This is a genomic window from Streptomyces scopuliridis RB72, from assembly GCF_000718095.1.
GTDB classification, from domain to species: Bacteria; Actinomycetota; Actinomycetes; order Streptomycetales; family Streptomycetaceae; genus Streptomyces; species Streptomyces scopuliridis.
This window is the reverse complement of record NZ_JOEI01000011.1, coordinates 75,321-91,879: the sequence shown is the minus strand read 5'-3', so window position 1 is coordinate 91,879 and position 16,559 is coordinate 75,321. Positions and strand designations below refer to the sequence as shown.

Below are 16,559 nucleotides of genomic sequence, written 5' to 3'. Positions count from 1 at the left end.
CGGGCCCGGCGACGACAACGGGCCGGTGGGCGCTACGGGTGGCGTCGCGGGTCAGCGACAGGAACGGGCCGGGGGAGATCCCACCCGGCCGCGGCGACGCAGAAAGCTGAGGCCGCGGGGCGCGCACTCACCGTGGGGGCCGCTGTGGCGCGGCTCCGCTGCACGGAAGGTCGAGTACGTACCCATGGCACGCACCGTACCTCAGATCGTCCGGCGGAACGTGGCGAGGAGCTGTCTGGTCCGGCGCGCGGACTCCGCGTGGGCCACCATCCGGTCCATGACCTGCATATGTTCGGTGACCTCGGCGTCCTGATCGAGATAGAGGGCGCCGGTCAGATACTCGATATACACCATGTCGGGCACTTCGGGCATATCAAAGCGGAACAGTACGAACGGGCTGTAGGTGCCGGGGTGATGGCCGGCGGCGAACTCGGCTATCTGGATCGTCACATTGGGCAGCTCCGTCGCCTCCAGCAGCCGGTCGATCTGTGCCCGCATGATCTTCGACGAGCCGACGGGTCTGCGCAGTACCGTTTCGTCCAGGACGACCCAGAGGGCCGGGGCATCGGTGCGGGTCAGGAGCGCCTGGCGCCGCTTGCGCAGCGCGACATGGCGTTCGATCCTGCCGGGGTCGGTCATCCGGCCCAGAGCGCCCGCGGTGAGGACCTCGCGGGCGTACTCCTCGGTCTGGAGCAGCCCCGGCACGAAGTGCGGTTCGTAGGAGCGGATGGTCGTGGCGGCCTCTTCGAGACTCACGTAGCCGCTGAACCAGTCCGGGAGTATGTCGTGGAACCGCTGCCACCAGCCCGGTTCGTTCGCCTCGTCCGCGAGCCGCAGGAAGATCTCGGCCTCGTCGGCGGGCACACCGTAGGCGGGTAACAGGATCTGCACATAGGGGATCTTGAGGGAGACCTCGGCCGTCTCCATCCGGCGGACGGTGGCGGCGGTGACACGCAGCAGTTTGCCCGCCTGCTCCCGGCTCAGGCCCGCGCCCTCGCGCAGGGTCTGCAACTGCTTGCTGAGGACGAGTTGGCCGATCGTCGGCGCGGAGCGCGGCTCGCTCACGTCCCACCTCTACGCACCACAGCACCCCCCGAGCGCCACCGTTACATCGGGGCAGTCTGCCACAGCAACTCGTGTGGGGACATGGAAGTCTGACGGCTCGTTCGGAACTCCGGGGAGTGGTGTATCAGCCGCGCGAACCGGTCAGCGAGTGGCGAGCGTGAAGCCGAGCTCCTCGGCTGCCAGGGCGGGGGTGGGCTGTGACCACCGCGCGACGGCGTGCTCGGTGCTGGACAGCGAGCGCATCTCGGCGAGGTCGAGATAGAGCGTCCCGCCGAGATGATCCGTCTCGTGCTGGACGATACGGGCGGGCCACCCCGAGAACTCCTCGTCGAGTTCCCGTCCCCGCTCGTCCTGCCCGCGCAGCCGGACCCGTGCGTGCCGTACGACCACCGCCTGCCAGCCGGGGACGCTCAGGCAGCCCTCGAAGAACGCGGCCCGGCCGTCGCCGAGCGGCTCGTACGACGGGTTGACGAGCACGCGGAACGGCTGCGGCACCCGGCTCCGTGCGGCGCGCACCTCGTCACTCACCTCGGCGGGGTCCTCGATGACCGCGAGCCGCAGGGGGATCCCCACCTGAGGCGCCGCCAGTCCGACGCCGGGCGCGGCATGCATCGTCTCGCGCATCACGCGCACCAGGCGCTCCAGCCGGGCGTCCCCCAACTGCCCCTCGTACGGGGCCGCGGGGCGCCGTAGCACGGGGTCGCCCGCGGAGACGATGGGAAGCGGCGAGGGCCCGTCGAGAGGCGAGGGCCCGTCGAGAAGGGAGTCGACGAGATCGGTGAGTTCGGTGCGCGTCATGGCCTGCATGGGCCCACTTTCCCAGACTCCGGGAAGAGGGCTGTCCGCCGGGCACGAGGCCGCACCCGCTTATCGGCGGCGGCACGGGGACGCCGCCCGCCGTCAGGGAGTGACGGCCGGCCCGTCCGGCATCCCGGGACGGGCCGAACCGCTCGACTCAGGCCCTTCTGCGGCTGCGGCCGCTCTTCATCGCCGCGGCCGCGCACACCAGACCGAGCAGGAGGGTCAGCCCGCCGATGACCGCGTTGGTCCAGATGATGCCCTTGTCCGGACCCGTGCCGACGATCCATGGCGCGATGATCAGCCACACACCCATGGCGCACATGGCCCAGCTGAGGCCGTACATCCGCTGCGGCATGACGGTGAAGCCCACCGCCATCACCACGAGCGCGATCCCCATGATGAGGTTGTGCGCCGCCAGTGCCGGCTGCGTGGCCGTGAAGTGGATGATCCAGGGCGACAAGGCGCAGAACAGGCCGACGAGAAACACCGGTCCGTCCACAAGCGCCACGTCGCGTCCGCCAAGCATGCGGGCGTAACGCTCCCGCATCTCCGGAACATCGGGATGACCGGCCAGGTCCTGCCCCGTTTGTGAGACGTCCTGCTGTGAGACGTCCCGCCTCGTGTGTGAGACGTCGGCCATACGACTCGCCTCCTTCGATTGCGCAAGTCAGACCGCGATGCGCGGCATCGAGCCGCAACAGATCCATTCTGCGCGCTTTATTGGCTTTTGTGTAGCGGTGAGATAAGAAGAGCGAAATATCTTTTACTCATAAAACACATGCTAATCTTCTTCCATGGCGAAGCACCCCCCATGGATCCGCCCGCTACCGGTCAGGAGCACGGTCCGGCTGCGGCGGCCGGTGGACATCTGGCACAAGCCGGCGCTCAGCGCGGCGGCGGCGCTCGCCGTGCCGGATGTGACGCTGCTGGCGCTCGGCCGCCTGGATCTGATCCTCTACACCTCGGCCGGGGCGATGTGCGCGCTCTACGCGCACGGTCTGCCGTACGCCGCCCGCGCCCGCACGCTGGCCCTGGTGGTCCTCGGCATGGTCGCGAGTCTCGGCGTCGCGCTGACGGCCGCCTCGCTGGTCACCTCGCCCGCGCTGCTGGTGCTCCTCGCCTCCCTGGTCGCCGCCGTCCACAAGATGGTCTGTGACGCGACCCGGACAGGTCCGCCGGGCAATCTGATCCTGACCTTCATCTCCGCCTCCGCGTTCTTCGTGCCGCAGCGTCCCGGGGAGATCCCCTTTCATCTCGCGCTCGCGCTCGCCGGCGGGACGGTGGCGTGGCTCATCTGCATGGCTCCCGGGCTGTTCCGGCCGCACGGTCCCGAACGGATCGCGGTGGCACGGGCGTTGGAGGCCGCCGCCGCGCTGTGGCGGGAGCGGCCGGAGGAGGCCGCGCTTGCGGCGGGACGGACCGTACGGGTGCTTCCGGCCCGTGGGGCCACGGCGGGTGCGGTCAACGCCGCCTGGCACACGCTCTTCCAGGTCCGGCGTTCCGACGCGACCCGCGCCGGGCTCGAACGGCTCCTCGTCCACGCGGAGTCGGCCCTCGCCTCGCCCGCCGCGGGCCGTACGGACTCCCCCGCCCGGGAAGCGGAACGGTGCGGCGAGCTGGCCCGTACGCTGCGCCGCGGCCGGGCCCTGCCCCGCATGGATCTGACGCCCGGTGAGGAACACGAGCTCTCCGGTGTCGCCGCCGAACGGCGGGCGGTGTGGCGGCCGCGGCGGCCCGCACCGGACCGTCCCGGTGGCGGACAGGGCCTAGTCGCCCGGCTGCGGCCCGGCTCGCCCCTGCTGCCGATCGGCGCCCGGGTCGCCGTCGGCTGCGCGCTGGCGGGCTGGGTCTCGCTGGCCGCCGGGGTCGGACACCCGTACTGGGCCGTGGTCACCGCGGCCTCGATCTATCAGGCCAACACCACCCTGTCCTGGCAGCGGGCCGTCCAGCGCGCCCTGGGCAACGTCCTGGGACTGGCCGTCTTCGTCGCGCTGCTGCCGCTGATCCGCACCGGCGCGCTCACGATGGTGCTGCTCGCGCTGGCGTGCCAGGTGGGCGCGGAGGCCCTCATCACCCGTAACTACTGGCTCGGTTCTGTGTGTGTCACGCCCATGGCGCTGCTGCTGACGGAGTTCGGCAATCACCTGCCCGCCCGGACCCTGATCGCCGATCGTGCGGTGGACACCGTCGTCGGGGTGGCGATCGGGCTCGCCTGCTGTGTGCTGGTCACCAACCGCCGGGCCACCGACCGTATCGATCTCGCCCTCGCGCGGGTCACGGCGGCGGAGAGCGCCGCGCGGCGGTCGCTCGACCCTGTCAGGAATCCGCCGATTGCCGCTGCCGAGCCGTATGAGACCGGCTGGGCGCGTGACCGGCTGACGCACTCGCTCGTCGAACTGCGCGAGGCCGTCGAGGTCGCCTCGGGTGAGTGGTGGCAGCGCGCGCTGCCCGCCGAGCGCGTCGCCGCTGCCGAGCGCGACGGCCACCGCACCCTCGCCCTCCTCGTCCGTCACACCGCACCGGCCGCGCCCGTACTCTAGGCCGCGCCAGAACCGGAACAGAGGAGCGTACCCGTGGCCGAGGACATCGTCGCAGGCGTGATGCGGCAGTGGCAGCAGGTACTGCCCGAACTGGACACCGCCCCGATGGCGGTCATCGGGCGGCTCAACCGCTGTTCCGCGCTCCTCCAGCAGGCCGCCGACGCGCCCCTCCGGCGCGAGGGACTGACCCGGCCCGAGTTCGACATCCTGGGGACCCTGCGCCGTACGGACCGGGAGCTGACCCCGGGCCGGATCGCCCGGGAGACCTTCGCCTCCGGGGCGGCCGTGACCAAGCGGCTGCGCCAGTTGGAACAGCGGGGACTGATCGCCCGGCGGCCGGACGACCGGGACCGCCGGGTCACGCATCTGTCCCTGACCGACGAGGGACGTGAGCTGCTCGACCGGCTGCTGCCCGAGCAACTGGGGTACGAGGCAGCCTTGCTGGACGGACTCGGCACCCGGAATCAGGAGCGGCTGGCGGGCTCGCTGGGCGAGTTGCTGGTGCTGCTGGAGGGTCGGCTGGGAAGCCTGCTGGACTCTTGACGGGGCGCGCCGCGGGGAAGGCCGTACCGGACACGCCTTCCCGCAGAGAGGACCTCCCCCGTGGCCGTCGAGGATTTCCCGCGCTATCCCCTGCTCTTCGGACCGAGCCCGGTCCACCGGCTGGACCGGCTGACCGAGTTCCTCGGCGGCGCCCGCGTCTGGGCCAAGCGCGAGGACTGCAACTCCGGTCTCGCGTACGGCGGGAACAAGACGCGCAAGCTGGAGTACATCGTCCCCGACATCCTGGCGCAGGGCGCGGACACGCTCGTATCGATCGGGGGGCATCAGTCGAACCACACCCGGCAGGTGGCCGCCGTCGCCGCTCATCTCGGGCTCAAGGCCCGGCTCATCCAGGAGAAGTGGGTCGACTGGCCCGACCCGGTGAACGACAAGGTGGGCAATATCCTGCTGTCCCGCATCATGGGCGCCGATGTCCGGCTCGGCTCGGCGGGGTTCGGTATCGGGATCAAGGACTCCTGGCAGCAGGCGCTGGAGGAGGTACGGGCCGAGGGCGGCGCACCGTACCCGATCCCGGCCGGGGCCTCCGAACACCCGCTCGGCGGGCTGGGGTTCGCGAACTGGGCTTACGAGGTGGAGCGCCAGGAGGCCGAGCACGACGTCTTCTTCGACACGATCGTCGTCTGCAGCGTGACGGGCTCCACACAGGCCGGGATGATCGCCGGGTTCGCGGGCCAGGACCGCCCGCGGCGGGTGATCGGCATCGACGCCTCCGCCAGGATCGACGAGACCCGCGAGCAGGTCGGGCGCATAGCCCGGCACACCGCCGATCTCATCTGCGTCCGGCGCGAGCTGCGCGATGACGAGATCAGCGTGCTCGAAGGATGGGCGGGCGACCGCTACGGCGTCCCCGTGGCATCGACACTGGAGGCGATCCGGCTCACCGGCCGGCTGGAGGGGATGATCATCGACCCGGTGTACGAGGGCAAGTCCATGGCCGGGCTGATCGATCTGGTGCGTACGGGCGAGATCGGCGAGGACTCGACGGTGCTGTACGCGCACCTGGGCGGCCAGCCCGCGCTCAACGCCTACAGCGGCGCCTTCGACTGATGGTGTGACGCCGTACACCGCGTGATACGACCCCGTCAGCCGAGGAACGCCGCCACGACCACCAGCCCCGGCACCGACAGCATCGTGGACAGCAGAATCGATTCGCGGGCCAGCCGCTCGGCGACGCGATAGCGGGAGGCGTACGTATAGAGGTTCTGCGCGGCCGGCAGGGCCGACGTCACCACGACATCGAGCAGGGCCGCGCCGTGCAGCCCGAAGACCAGGGCCCCGAGCGCCCAGGCCACCAGCGGCTGGCCCACGGACTTCAGGACCGCGGACAGCAGCACGGGCCGGCGGTCGGGGCCCCGGCCCGGCAGGGCGCTGCCGTACAGCGAGATACCGAAGGCCAGCAGCACCGCGGGGACGGACATATTGCCGATCAGTATCAGCGGGTCCAGCACCGGCCCCGGCACCGTCACCCCCGTCGCCGCCACCATGACGCCGCACAGCGAGCTGGCCGCGACCGGGTTGCGCAGCGGTGTCGTCACCCGCTGCCACACCGGTCGCTTCTCGCCGGAGCCCGAGAGATCGAGCACCGTCAGCGCGATCGGTGTGACCACGATCTGCTGGAAGAGCAGCACGGGCGCCACCAGTGAGGCGTCGCCGAGGACATACACGGCGATCGGGATGCCCAGATTCCCGGCGTTGACATAGCTGGAGCAGAGCGCGCCGATCGTGGTGGCCCCCACGTCCCAGCGGCGTACGAGCGCGACCGCCACGAACACCCCGGCGGCGGCCGCCGTACTGAGCGCGGTGATCAGCAGTCTGCTGGAGAGGACCACCGACAGATCGGCCTGCGCGAGCGTCGTGAACAGCAGCGCCGGCGTGGCCACATGGAAGGCGAGCTTGGTGAGCACCTCGCGCCCGTTGTCCCCGAGATATCTGCGCCGTCCTATCAGATAGCCGACTCCGATGACGACCGCGATGACGCCGAATCCGGTCAGTACTCCGCGCACCGCGAGCCCCTGTCGGTGGAGAGGGCAGCCCTCGGTAGCGGTACGGATACATGGGTCATGCAGCCAACCTTCCCGAGGAACATCACCCGGGGTCAACGTGATCTCGCGCACCGAGACCGGCCGACCGGAGATCCGGCGTCGGATCGCGGTCCTGACGCACGGTGCGTTCCACCACTCGGGTGAAAGCCTTGATCTCTTCCCCCGGGTGGATCCTCAGGACGCCACGACCGCCGAGAATCAGGCCCCGCGCCCTGTCCGACCGGCAGGACCCAACCGACGACGCGGCCATGGTTACGGAGTCCACGGTGGATGCAACCTTCTCGCTGATCCTGCTTCTTCTCTTCCTCTGGAGTCTGTTCTCGCAGCGGCTGGCGCGCGTCGAACTCACCGCCCCGGTGGCCTTCGTACTGCTGGGTCTGCTGCTGAGCAAGGGAATCGGTGTACTGGACCTGGCCCCGTCGCCGGTGACAGTGCGCACACTCGCCGAGGTGACGCTGGCCTGGGTGCTCTTCACCGATGCCGCACGGCTGTCCTTCCGGGCGCTGCGCCCGGAACTCGGCCTGTATGTACGCCTTCTGCTGCTCGGGCTGCCGATGTGCATCGGTCTCGGCACCCTGCTGGCCATGGGTCTGCTCCCCGGGGTGTCGGGGTGGGCCGCGCTGTATGTCGCCGCCGCACTCGCTCCGACGGACGCCGCGCTCGGCGCCACGATGATGGTCGATCCGGTCGTGCCCGCGAGGATTCGCCGGCTCATCAACGTCGAGAGCGGCCTGAACGACGGTATTGCCACCCCGTTCGTCGTACTCGCCCTGGCAGGAGTGGCCGCGGCCGGGAGTACGTCGGATACGCATACCCCCGGTGGCGCCCTCGTGGAACTCGCCATCGGCCTGATCTATGGCACGGTGCTCGGGCTCGTCGCCGGATGGGGGCTGCGCCACGCCCTGCGCAAGGGCTGGGCCACCGAGGATGTCGCCGGGTCGGGTGTCCTGGCACTGGCCCTCCTCAGCTACACCTCGGCCATCGCGATCGGCGGCAACGGCTTCGTCGCCGCCTTTGTCGCCGGCCTGGCCTTCGGCTCGACGCACGGCGCCCCACAGCGTGTGCTGCTGTTCGTCGAGCAGACCGCCTCGCTGTTCTCCGTGCTGGTGTGGCTCCTCTTCGGTGCCGTACTGGTACCGGCCGCCTTCGATCACCTCACCTGGCAGGCAGCGCTCTACGCGGTACTGAGCCTGACGGTGGTACGCATGCTGCCCGTGGCCCTGTCCCTGGCCGGGAGCGGTCTGGACAGGAAAACCGTCCTGTTCGTGGGCTGGTTCGGCCCACGCGGGCTGGCATCCGTGATCTTCGGTCTGCTGGCGGTCGAAGAACTCGCCCCGCCGGCCTGGCAGACGATCGTCCCCGTGGTCGCCTGCACCGTGCTGCTCAGTGTCCTCGCACACGGCATCACCTCCTCCCCTCTCGCCCAGCGCTATGGAAAGGCGTCAGCGGTCACCGGCGCGCCCCCGGCAGGCCCGGCGGAGAACGAACTGCCCATTCGGGGGATGGGGGCAGGCAGTATCAGTGGCCGCCGGCGCGGCGGGCGGGACGGGCGTACGTGACGGGGCCACGCGCGGGCAGCCTTCACCGTGAGGGAAAAGGAGCGTGACGGATGATCAGTGAACCGGACCCCGTCGTGGGCGGGGAGCCCGTCGTCCGCACCGAGTACGGCCGGGTGCGCGGCCGCATCGAGCGCGGGGTCGCCGTCTTCCGCGGTATCCCGTACGCGGCGGCGCCCGTCGGCCCGTACCGGTTCCGCCCGCCGGCCCCGCCCGCGCCGTGGGACGGTGTCCGCGATGCCTCCGCCTTCGGGCCGACCGCCCCGAAGCTGCCGTACGCCCCGCCGCTGGACCGGCTGCTGCCCGATCCGTCCGTGCCGGGGGACGACTGTCTGAACCTCAATGTGTGGACCCCCGATCCGGGCGGCGCCGGGCTGCCCGTCATGGTCTGGATCCATGGCGGCTCGCTGCGGCACGGCTCGTCGGCCGTACCCACGTACGACGGCGCCGCGTTCGCCCGGGACGGCGTGGTCCTCGTGTCGCTGAACTACCGGCTCGGCGTCGAGGGGTTCGGGGTGTTCCCCGACGCGCCCGCCAACCTGGGTCTGCGGGACCAGCTCGCGGCACTCGCGTGGGTACGGCGGAACGTGGCGGCCTTCGGCGGCGACCCCGGACTGGTCACCGTCTTCGGCGAATCCGCCGGGGCGTTCTCCATCGCCGGGATCCTGGCCTCGCCGCTCTCCGCCGGCCTGCTGCGCCGGGCCGTGCTCCAGAGCGGCGTCCCGTCCGCCGTCACCCCGGCCAGGGCCCGGCGCACCACACGGCGCATCGCCCGGCGGCTGGGGGTCCCGGCCACGGCGGCGGCCCTCGCCGGGGTGGACCGCGACCGGCTGCTGCGGGCACAGCGCGAGGCGACCGCCGGCAGTCCACTGGTCGGTGGTGCGAGCTTCGATCTCGTGGTGGACGGCGAGGTGCTGCCCCGCGACCCGGCCGCCGCGCTGGCGGCGGGGCAGGGCGCGGAGATCGGTCTGCTGATGGGGACCACCTCGGAGGAGTACCGGCTGTGGTTCATACCCGGCGGTGCGCTCGACCGGATCGGTCCGGTCGCGCTGCGGCTGGCCATGGCCCGGTTCCGGGTACGGGGCCGGACGGCGGCGGTGTACCGGGCCAACCGGCCGGGCGCGTCGCCCGGGGAGCTGCTCGGCGCGCTCGCCACCGACCGGCTGCTGCGTATCCCGCTCACCCGGCTCGCCGACGCGCGCCGGAAGGCCCCGGCCGCCACGTACTTCTACGAGTTCGCCTGGCCCTCGCCCGTCCAGCGGCCAGGCCCTGTCCGGCCGATCTTCGCGGGCCCGCGACGCCTGGCACCGCAGGCTGATCCACGAAGATCGGCCGGACAGGACCTGGGCGCGTGCCATGCCCTGGAGATCGGCTTCGTCTTCGACACTCTGCGGGAGCCGGCCACGGTCTCGCTCACCGGCACCGAGGCGCCGCAGTCCCTCGCGGACACCATGCACGCCGACTGGGTGCGCTTCGCGGCCACCGGGGATCCGGGCTGGCCCGCCTGGGACGCCTCGCGCCCGGTGATGACGTACGGCCCCGGCGCCCCCGAGGTCGTGCACGCCCCGCGGGACGACGAACGCCGCGCCTGGGACTGACGGATGGCACGGGCGGAGAGGGGACGGGCCGGCCCCTCGGCGTACGTACCGAGGCGGCCGGCTCGTCCCGTCGTTATGCGGGTCGGCTCCGCCGGTCAGCGAAGTGCGATCAGCGCAGTGCGGTCAGCGCGCCGCTGTCGAAGGGCACCAGTTCGTCCGTCCGCCCCTCGATCGTCTTCACGGCCCACTCGGGGTCGGCCAGCAGCGCGCGCCCGACGGCGACCAGGTCGAACTCGTCCCGCTCCAGCCGGTCCAGCAGCGGTTCGATACCCGCGACGCCCTTCACCTTGCCCTGCTCGACGGCCTCCAGGAAGACGCTGTCCAGTCCGACGGAGCCGACGGTGATGGTGGGCCGGCCCGTCAGCTTCTTCGCCCAGCCGGCGAGATTCAGCTCCGAGCCGTCGAACTCCGGCTCCCAGTACCGGCGTGTCGAGGCATGGAAGACATCGGCGCCCGCCTCGGCCAGCGGGGTGAGCAGGCGTTCCAGCTCTTCGGGGGTTTCGGTCACCTTGGCGGTGTAGTGGTGCGCCTTCCACTGGGACAGCCGGAAGATGATCGGGAAGGACGCCGACACGGCCGCGCGCGTGGCAGCCACGATCTCGGTGGCGAAGCGCAGCCGCGACGCCTCGTCGCCCCCGTAGGCGTCGGCGCGCCGGTTCGTACGGGACCACAGGAACCGGTCGATGAGGTAGCCGTGCGCTCCGTGCAGCTCGATACCGTCGAAGCCGAGGCGCTCGGCATCGGCCGCCGCGGCGGCGAAGGCCGCGACCACCTCGTCGATCTCGGCGAGGCTCATCGCCCGGCCCTCCGGGTTGCCGTCCAGACCCAGCCCCGACGGGCTGACCGCCTTCGCCACGGACTCGTCGTCGGTCACCCGGCCGGTGCCCTCCTGCCAGAGCTGCGGAACGATCCGGCCGCCGGCGCGGTGTACGGCGTCGACGACCCGGGCCCAGCCGGCGAGCGCGTCCTCCCCGTAGAAGCGCGGGATCCGCTCCTCACGCCCGGAGTAGGGATGGTCGACATGGGTCCCCTCCGTGATGATCAGCCCCACGCCGCCGGCCGCCCGGCGCGCGTAGTACTCCGCCACATCGGCGCCGGGGACACCACCGGGCGAGAAGTTGCGTGTCATGGGCGCCATGGCGATCCGGTTCGGCAGGACCAGGTCCCCGATGCTGAAGGGGCGGGAGAGGATCTGTCCCGCCCTGCTCGCCTGTTCGTTCGGGGTCGCTGATGTCGCCGGTGCCGTCGATGTCACGGATGGTCTCCCTCGGATGGCTGGAGAGTGGTCAATCACTCCCCGCGCTCAACGAGGTGGGTCCGGAGCGTATTCCCTTGCCCGGAAGCTCACCCTGGCGGGGAGTGGTGACCGTGCCCGGGGCCGCAGAGGGTGCGGGCCCACGGGGAGTCCACCGCCGCCACGTCGAGGGCGGCGAGTACGTTCCCGAGCATGCCGTCCGCGAAGAACCCGCGGATCCGTTCGTCCGAGGCGAGGGACGCCGCCCGCACGTACTCCACCTGCTTCGCGTAGCAGTCGCGCACGGCCGCGCGGATCGCCGGCTCGCTCGCGGCGCCGTTGGCCTGGAGCAGCACCATCACCAAGTCCCGTTCCTCCGCGGCCAGTCCGCGGAAGGCCGACGCCATGGTGGTGAGCACCTCGGCCGGATCGGTGCTCTCCGCCGAGGCCAGACAGCGTGACATCCGCTCGCGCATCAGCCACGCGCAGTGGTTGATCAGCGCGATGAACAGGGCTTCCTTGTGCGGGAAGAGCCGGTAGAGATAGGCCTGCGAGATTCCGGCGGCCTCGGCGACCTCGGTGGTGCTCGTCCCGTAGTACCCACGAGCCGCGAAGGCCTGCATGGCCGTGCGCAGCACCGTCTCGCGACGCTCGTCCGCGGTCGACAACCGGCGTCTTCCCGAGGGTGACATGTGAGTAACCAATCACTCTTTTGTCGACACTGTCAATGAATCGGCACTGTCAATGAATCGGCACTGTCGGCGAATTGTGCCCGGCGAGACCCAGCAGGATGCCGGCGGTCAGGGCCACCCGGTCGGGGAGGTCGGCGACGATGACATGTTCGTGCCGCGCGTGCGCCCCGTCGCCGGTGGCGCCCATGCCGCGCAGGACCGGGCGGCCGAGCGCGGCGACGAAGTTGGCGTCGCTGCCGCCGCCGACGAACAGCTCAGCCAGGGGCGCCCGGATGCGGGTCGCGACAGCATCGGCCAGCGCGAAGAGCCGGCGTCCGGCGGGGCCGGGCCGCATCGGCGGACGGTTCCAGCCGCCGTCGACCGTGACGGTGACCCGGGGATCGGTGGCGGCCAGACCGGCCAGGACCCGTTCCATCCGGGCGGTCTCCTCCTCCGTACCGACACGGACGTCGATGAGGGCACTCGCCTCGCCCGCGATGACGTTACGGGCCGTACCGCCGCTGATCCGGCCGACGTTGACGGTCGTCCCGCGCGCCAGGTCGGCGGCGGCGACGAGGGCGCGGATGACATCGGCGAGTCCGTGGATGGCGCTGGCGCCCTTGGCCGGGTCGAGTCCGGCATGGGCCTCGATGCCCTTCGCCGTGACGGTGAAGATACCGACGCCCTTGCGGCCCGCCTTGATGCCCCACTCGCCACCCGGTTCGAGCACCAGCGTGGCCGCGGCGCCTTCGGTGGCCCGTTCGATGTACGGCCGGGAGACGGCGCTGCCGGTCTCCTCGTCGCCGTTGAACACGAAACGTACGGGTGGGCCGCGGCAGGCCGAGCGCGTAGAGGGCGCGCAGGGCCCACATCCCTTGCGCCAGACCGGCCTTCATGTCGAACGCCCCGGGGCCCGAGGCCGTGCCGTCCATGACGGTGAACGGCCAGTCGGCGATCGTACCGGCCGGCCACACGGTGTCGTAATGGCCGACGACCGTGACCAGCGGGGCGGCGCCGGTGGCGGCCTCGGTGCCGGGGTATTCGGCCTCGATGACATCGCCGGGTCCGGGATGGCGGTGCCGTACGGTACGGCCCGGCTCGCCCAGCCGCTCGGAGAGCAGCTCCAGGAGCAGCCCGGCGGTGGCGTCGAGGAGCGCCTTGTCGTCGCTGGGCGACTCCTGTTCGACCAGCCGGCGCAGATCGGCGAGATAGCCGTCCCGGTGGCCCTGGTCATGGCACCACGACGCGATACGGGACAGGGCGTTGCCGTCGGGGGTGGATTCGGATGCGGACATGTTCTCCCTCGCTGCCACGCCTCCTGTGTCTGCAGGAGTATTGATCCGCCATCAGATGTGAGTGCGGGTGAATGTGTCAACATCCAAGCCGCACATGACGGTTTCGACCACGAAGCCTCTCGTCCGTGAGGCGACTAGGATCAGGGCATGCCCTCGCTCACCGTCACCACGCGGCGGTCATCGGCGCGCCCGGCGGCACAGTTGCTCGATGACGTCGATCTCGATCTGGTCGCGGCGCTCCAGATCGCGCCCCGCACCCCCGTCAACGCGCTCGCCGACGTACTGGACACCTCGCCGAGCACCGTCGCCCGGCGGCTGTCCCGGCTGCGCGAGGAGCGGTTGCTGCGGGTGGTCGGCCGGCTGGACTGGTCGCTGATCACGACGGAGAACCCGCGTCAGCTCTGGATCACATGCGAGCCCGGGCGCTCCGAGGAGGTCGCGCGGCGCATTCTGGAACTGACCGAGGTGCAGACGCTGTTGCTCACCACCGGCAGCGCCGATATCTACTGCAGTGTCTATCCGCTGCACGGCACCGACATCTTCGCTCTCCTGACCCGGCGCCTGCCCGGTATCCCCGGCATCGTCTCCGTCGAGTCCCAACTGGTTCTGCGCGCCTACACCATGGGCCAGAGCTGGCGGCTCCACCGGCTGAGCGACGAGCAGACGGACCGGCTGCGCGAGCACGCCGTACTGATCACGAGGGAACGATTCACCTCGCCCGGTCAGCTGTCGGAGCTGGAGCGGCGCACGCTGGAACTGATGGCCGCCAACGGCCGGATCCCGGCCGCCGACATCGCCCGCGAGCTGGACGTGAGCCGCTCGACCGCCTACCGCACGGCGCAGTCGCTGCTGGAGTGCGGCGCGCTCCGGCCCCGGGTGGACATAGAACCCGCGGTGCTCGGGTTCCCGCTCAACGCCCTGCTGTCGCTGACCGTGTTGCCCCAGGCGATCCCCGGCCTCTTCGACACCCTGGGCAGCCATCCCTCCGCCCGCTATGTGTCGATGGTGGCCGGCTCCTCGTCGGTGATCCACTACGGCGTCTTCCGTGACGAGGAGGACCTGGCGCGGTTCATCACCACGGATCTCGGGGCCTTTCCGGGGATCACGACCGTCAATACCTGTGTGGGCGCCCGGGTGCTGCGACGTCATTGGAGGGCACGTGACGGTGTCCGGCTCGGCGAACGCGTCGACGGATTCCTCTCCCGGGCGGCGATCGGGGACCGCACGATCGGGTGAACATCGCCTGGCGACGATTGCCGGGCGCGCGGGCCCCGATACGTGGCGAGGCCGCCCATCGGCCCAGCGCCAGCACGCTTCCGGGGAATTCCTCCGGCTCCGATGACGATTCTCGCGACGCGCCGGAAGGGAGAAGGTCGCACCGGCCCGGTGAAAGCAACGCCATGCTGCTGCCGAGTTCACACGCGACTGTTGACCGGAGGAGCGTTGCAGTGACCACGACGGGCACGGAAGAATCGGCGGAGGCCGACGACAGCTACGAGAATGAGCTGCCGGTACGGCGCAGGGAGCCGGGCAGAGTCATCGTGGGGTGGCTGACCACCACCGATCATAAGACGATCGGCACGCTCTATCTCCTGACGTCGTTCGGATTCTTCATCGTGGGCGGGGTGCTGGCGCTCTTCATGCGAGCCGAACTGGCCCGTCCCGGAATCCAGATCATCTCGCCCGAGCAGTTCAATCAGGCGTTCACGATTCACGGCACGATCATGCTGCTGATGTTCGCGACACCGCTCTTCGCCGGATTCACGAACTGGATCATGCCGCTGCAGATCGGCGCGCCCGATGTGGCGTTCCCACGGCTGAACATCTTCGCGTACTGGCTCTATCTGTTCGGGTCGCTCATTGTCGTAGCCGGTTTCCTCACTCCGAACGGCGCGGCGGACTTCGGGTGGTTCGCGTACTCACCGCTGACGGACGGGGTCCGCTCGCCGGGGGTCGGCGGCGATCTGTGGATCATGGGTCTGGTTTTCTCCGGCTTCGGTACGATCCTCGGCTCGGTCAACTTCATCACCACGATCGTCTGTATGCGCGCGCCCGGCATGACGATGTTCCGGATGCCGATTTTCACCTGGAACGTGCTGCTGACCGCCGTACTGGTCCTGTTCGCCTTCCCCATTCTGGCCGCCGCGCTGCTCGCGCTGGAGGCGGACCGTAAATTCGGTGCGCATGTCTTCGACCCGGCCAATGGCGGAGCGCTGCTGTGGCAGCACCTCTTCTGGTTCTTCGGCCATCCCGAGGTCTACATCATCGCCCTGCCGTTCTTCGGCATCGTCACGGAAGTCCTGCCGGTCTTCAGCCGCAAGCCGATCTTCGGCTATATCGGTCTGGTGGCGGCGACGATCGCGATCGCGGGGCTGTCGATCACGGTCTGGGCGCACCATATGTTTGTGACCGGCGGTGTGCTGCTGCCCTTCTTCTCGTTCATGACCTTCCTGATCGCGGTGCCCACCGGCGTGAAGTTCTTCAACTGGATCGGCACGATGTGGAACGGCTCGCTGTCCTACGAAACGCCGATGCTCTGGTCGATCGGCTTCCTGGTCACGTTCCTCTTCGGCGGTCTGACCGGCGTCATCCTGGCGTCGCCGCCACTGGACTTCCAGGTGTCCGACTCCTACTTCGTGGTGGCCCACTTCCACTATGTGGTGTTCGGCACGGTGGTGTTCGCGATGTTCGCCGGATTCCACTTCTGGTGGCCGAAGTTCACCGGCAAGATGCTGGACGAGCGGCTCGGGAAGATCACTTTCTGGACGCTCTTCGTCGGATTCCACGGCACCTTCCTCGTCCAGCACTGGCTGGGCGCCGAGGGCATGCCGCGCCGCTACGCGGACTATCTCGCCGCCGACGGTTTCACCACGCTGAACATGATCTCCTCGATCAGCTCGTTCGTCCTCGGCCTCTCGATGCTGCCGTTCTTCTACAACGTCTGGAAGACCGCCAAGTACGGCAAGCCGGTCGAGGCCGACGACCCCTGGGGGTACGGGCGTTCGCTGGAGTGGGCCACTTCCTGTCCCCCGCCGCGGCACAACTTCATCACGCTGCCGCGTATCCGTTCCGAGTCCCCCGCGTTCGATCTGCACTACCCGTCCATCCGGCTGCTCGACGAGGCGCTGAACAACCCGAGCGTCTCCGCGACCGCGGCACCGGGTGACCAGCGGAAGTGACCGGCCCGGTCCCT

The 16,559-nt window shown here is 70.2% G+C and carries 14 protein-coding genes and 1 pseudogene; 8 read left to right on the top strand and 7 right to left on the bottom strand.

Features of this window, described 5'->3' with window-relative positions; all coding sequences use genetic code 11:
* Window positions 1-201: 201 nt before the first annotated feature.
* The 3 genes from IF11_RS0115920 to IF11_RS0115910 form a co-directional block, all read right to left on the bottom strand.
* On the bottom strand, window positions 202-1,065 hold the full coding sequence (locus IF11_RS0115920) for a helix-turn-helix domain-containing protein (RefSeq protein WP_030352251.1): 864 nt from the start codon (window positions 1,063-1,065) through the stop codon (window positions 202-204).
* Window positions 1,066-1,206: 141 nt separating this feature from the next.
* Window positions 1,207-1,863: a peptide deformylase gene (gene def, locus IF11_RS0115915; RefSeq protein WP_030352250.1), complete on the bottom strand. Its 657-nt coding sequence runs from the start codon at window positions 1,861-1,863 to the stop codon at window positions 1,207-1,209.
* Window positions 1,864-2,020: 157 nt separating this feature from the next.
* Complete coding sequence (locus IF11_RS0115910) at window positions 2,021-2,506, bottom strand: SPW repeat protein (protein WP_030352249.1); 486 nt, start codon at window positions 2,504-2,506, stop codon at window positions 2,021-2,023.
* Window positions 2,507-2,660: 154 nt separating this feature from the next.
* On the opposite strand from IF11_RS0115910, the gene IF11_RS0115905 reads away from it, so the two are divergent.
* The 3 genes from IF11_RS0115905 to IF11_RS0115895 are packed head-to-tail and all read left to right on the top strand — an operon-like array spanning window position 2,661 to window position 6,017.
* Window positions 2,661-4,406, top strand: a complete 1,746-nt coding sequence (locus IF11_RS0115905) for an FUSC family protein (protein WP_030352248.1) — start codon at window positions 2,661-2,663, stop codon at window positions 4,404-4,406.
* A 33-nt stretch (window positions 4,407-4,439) separates the two neighbouring features.
* Complete coding sequence (locus tag IF11_RS0115900; RefSeq protein WP_030352247.1) at window positions 4,440-4,949, top strand: MarR family winged helix-turn-helix transcriptional regulator; 510 nt, start codon at window positions 4,440-4,442, stop codon at window positions 4,947-4,949.
* A 60-nt stretch (window positions 4,950-5,009) separates the two neighbouring features.
* On the top strand, window positions 5,010-6,017 hold the full coding sequence (locus IF11_RS0115895) for a 1-aminocyclopropane-1-carboxylate deaminase (RefSeq protein WP_030352246.1): 1,008 nt from the start codon (window positions 5,010-5,012) through the stop codon (window positions 6,015-6,017).
* Between the two features lie 35 nt (window positions 6,018-6,052).
* On the opposite strand, the gene IF11_RS0115890 is transcribed toward IF11_RS0115895, so the two are convergent.
* Entirely contained in the window at window positions 6,053-6,973 is a 921-nt protein-coding gene (locus tag IF11_RS0115890; protein ID WP_030352245.1) for an AEC family transporter, read from the bottom strand.
* Between the two features lie 305 nt (window positions 6,974-7,278).
* Between IF11_RS0115890 and IF11_RS0115880 the strand changes: the two genes are divergently transcribed.
* Together IF11_RS0115880 and IF11_RS0115875 are read left to right on the top strand one after the other, a co-directional pair.
* Window positions 7,279-8,571: a cation:proton antiporter gene (locus IF11_RS0115880; RefSeq protein WP_030352243.1), complete on the top strand. Its 1,293-nt coding sequence runs from the start codon at window positions 7,279-7,281 to the stop codon at window positions 8,569-8,571.
* A 50-nt stretch (window positions 8,572-8,621) separates the two neighbouring features.
* On the top strand, window positions 8,622-10,166 hold the full coding sequence (locus IF11_RS0115875; protein WP_030352242.1) for a carboxylesterase/lipase family protein: 1,545 nt from the start codon (window positions 8,622-8,624) through the stop codon (window positions 10,164-10,166).
* A 109-nt stretch (window positions 10,167-10,275) separates the two neighbouring features.
* On the opposite strand, the gene IF11_RS0115870 is transcribed toward IF11_RS0115875, so the two are convergent.
* The 3 genes and pseudogenes from IF11_RS0115870 to IF11_RS36690 form a co-directional block, all read right to left on the bottom strand.
* Complete coding sequence (locus IF11_RS0115870) at window positions 10,276-11,421, bottom strand: NADH:flavin oxidoreductase (RefSeq protein ID WP_051745964.1); 1,146 nt, start codon at window positions 11,419-11,421, stop codon at window positions 10,276-10,278.
* A gap of 89 nt (window positions 11,422-11,510) precedes the next feature.
* On the bottom strand, window positions 11,511-12,068 hold the full coding sequence (locus IF11_RS0115865) for a TetR/AcrR family transcriptional regulator (protein ID WP_240627547.1): 558 nt from the start codon (window positions 12,066-12,068) through the stop codon (window positions 11,511-11,513).
* A gap of 73 nt (window positions 12,069-12,141) precedes the next feature.
* Window positions 12,142-13,003: pseudogene (locus tag IF11_RS36690) on the bottom strand (M20/M25/M40 family metallo-hydrolase).
* Window positions 13,004-13,054: 51 nt separating this feature from the next.
* On the opposite strand from IF11_RS36690, the gene IF11_RS42095 reads away from it, so the two are divergent.
* The 3 genes from IF11_RS42095 (at window position 13,055) to ctaD (ending at window position 16,545) form a co-directional block, all read left to right on the top strand.
* On the top strand, window positions 13,055-13,495 hold the full coding sequence (locus IF11_RS42095) for a hypothetical protein (protein ID WP_240627549.1): 441 nt from the start codon (window positions 13,055-13,057) through the stop codon (window positions 13,493-13,495).
* A gap of 18 nt (window positions 13,496-13,513) precedes the next feature.
* Entirely contained in the window at window positions 13,514-14,602 is a 1,089-nt protein-coding gene (locus tag IF11_RS0115855) for a winged helix-turn-helix transcriptional regulator (RefSeq protein WP_051745963.1), read from the top strand.
* A 212-nt stretch (window positions 14,603-14,814) separates the two neighbouring features.
* On the top strand, window positions 14,815-16,545 hold the full coding sequence (gene ctaD, locus IF11_RS0115850; protein WP_030352238.1) for an aa3-type cytochrome oxidase subunit I: 1,731 nt from the start codon (window positions 14,815-14,817) through the stop codon (window positions 16,543-16,545).
* The last annotated feature ends 14 nt before the right edge of the window (window positions 16,546-16,559 follow it).

Excerpts from the sequence above, each read along its gene's own strand:
- IF11_RS0115905 (WP_030352248.1), top strand. The coding sequence starts at position 2,661 with ATGGCGAAGCACCCCCCATGGATCCGCCCGCTACCGGTCAGGAGCACG.
- IF11_RS42095 (WP_240627549.1), top strand. The coding sequence starts at position 13,055 with ATGGCCGACGACCGTGACCAGCGGGGCGGCGCCGGTGGCGGCCTCGGT.
- def (WP_030352250.1), bottom strand. The coding sequence starts at position 1,863 with ATGACGCGCACCGAACTCACCGATCTCGTCGACTCCCTTCTCGACGGG.
- IF11_RS0115910 (WP_030352249.1), bottom strand. The coding sequence starts at position 2,506 with ATGGCCGACGTCTCACACACGAGGCGGGACGTCTCACAGCAGGACGTC.
- IF11_RS0115875 (WP_030352242.1), top strand. The coding sequence starts at position 8,622 with ATGATCAGTGAACCGGACCCCGTCGTGGGCGGGGAGCCCGTCGTCCGC.
- IF11_RS0115855 (WP_051745963.1), top strand. The coding sequence starts at position 13,514 with ATGCCCTCGCTCACCGTCACCACGCGGCGGTCATCGGCGCGCCCGGCG.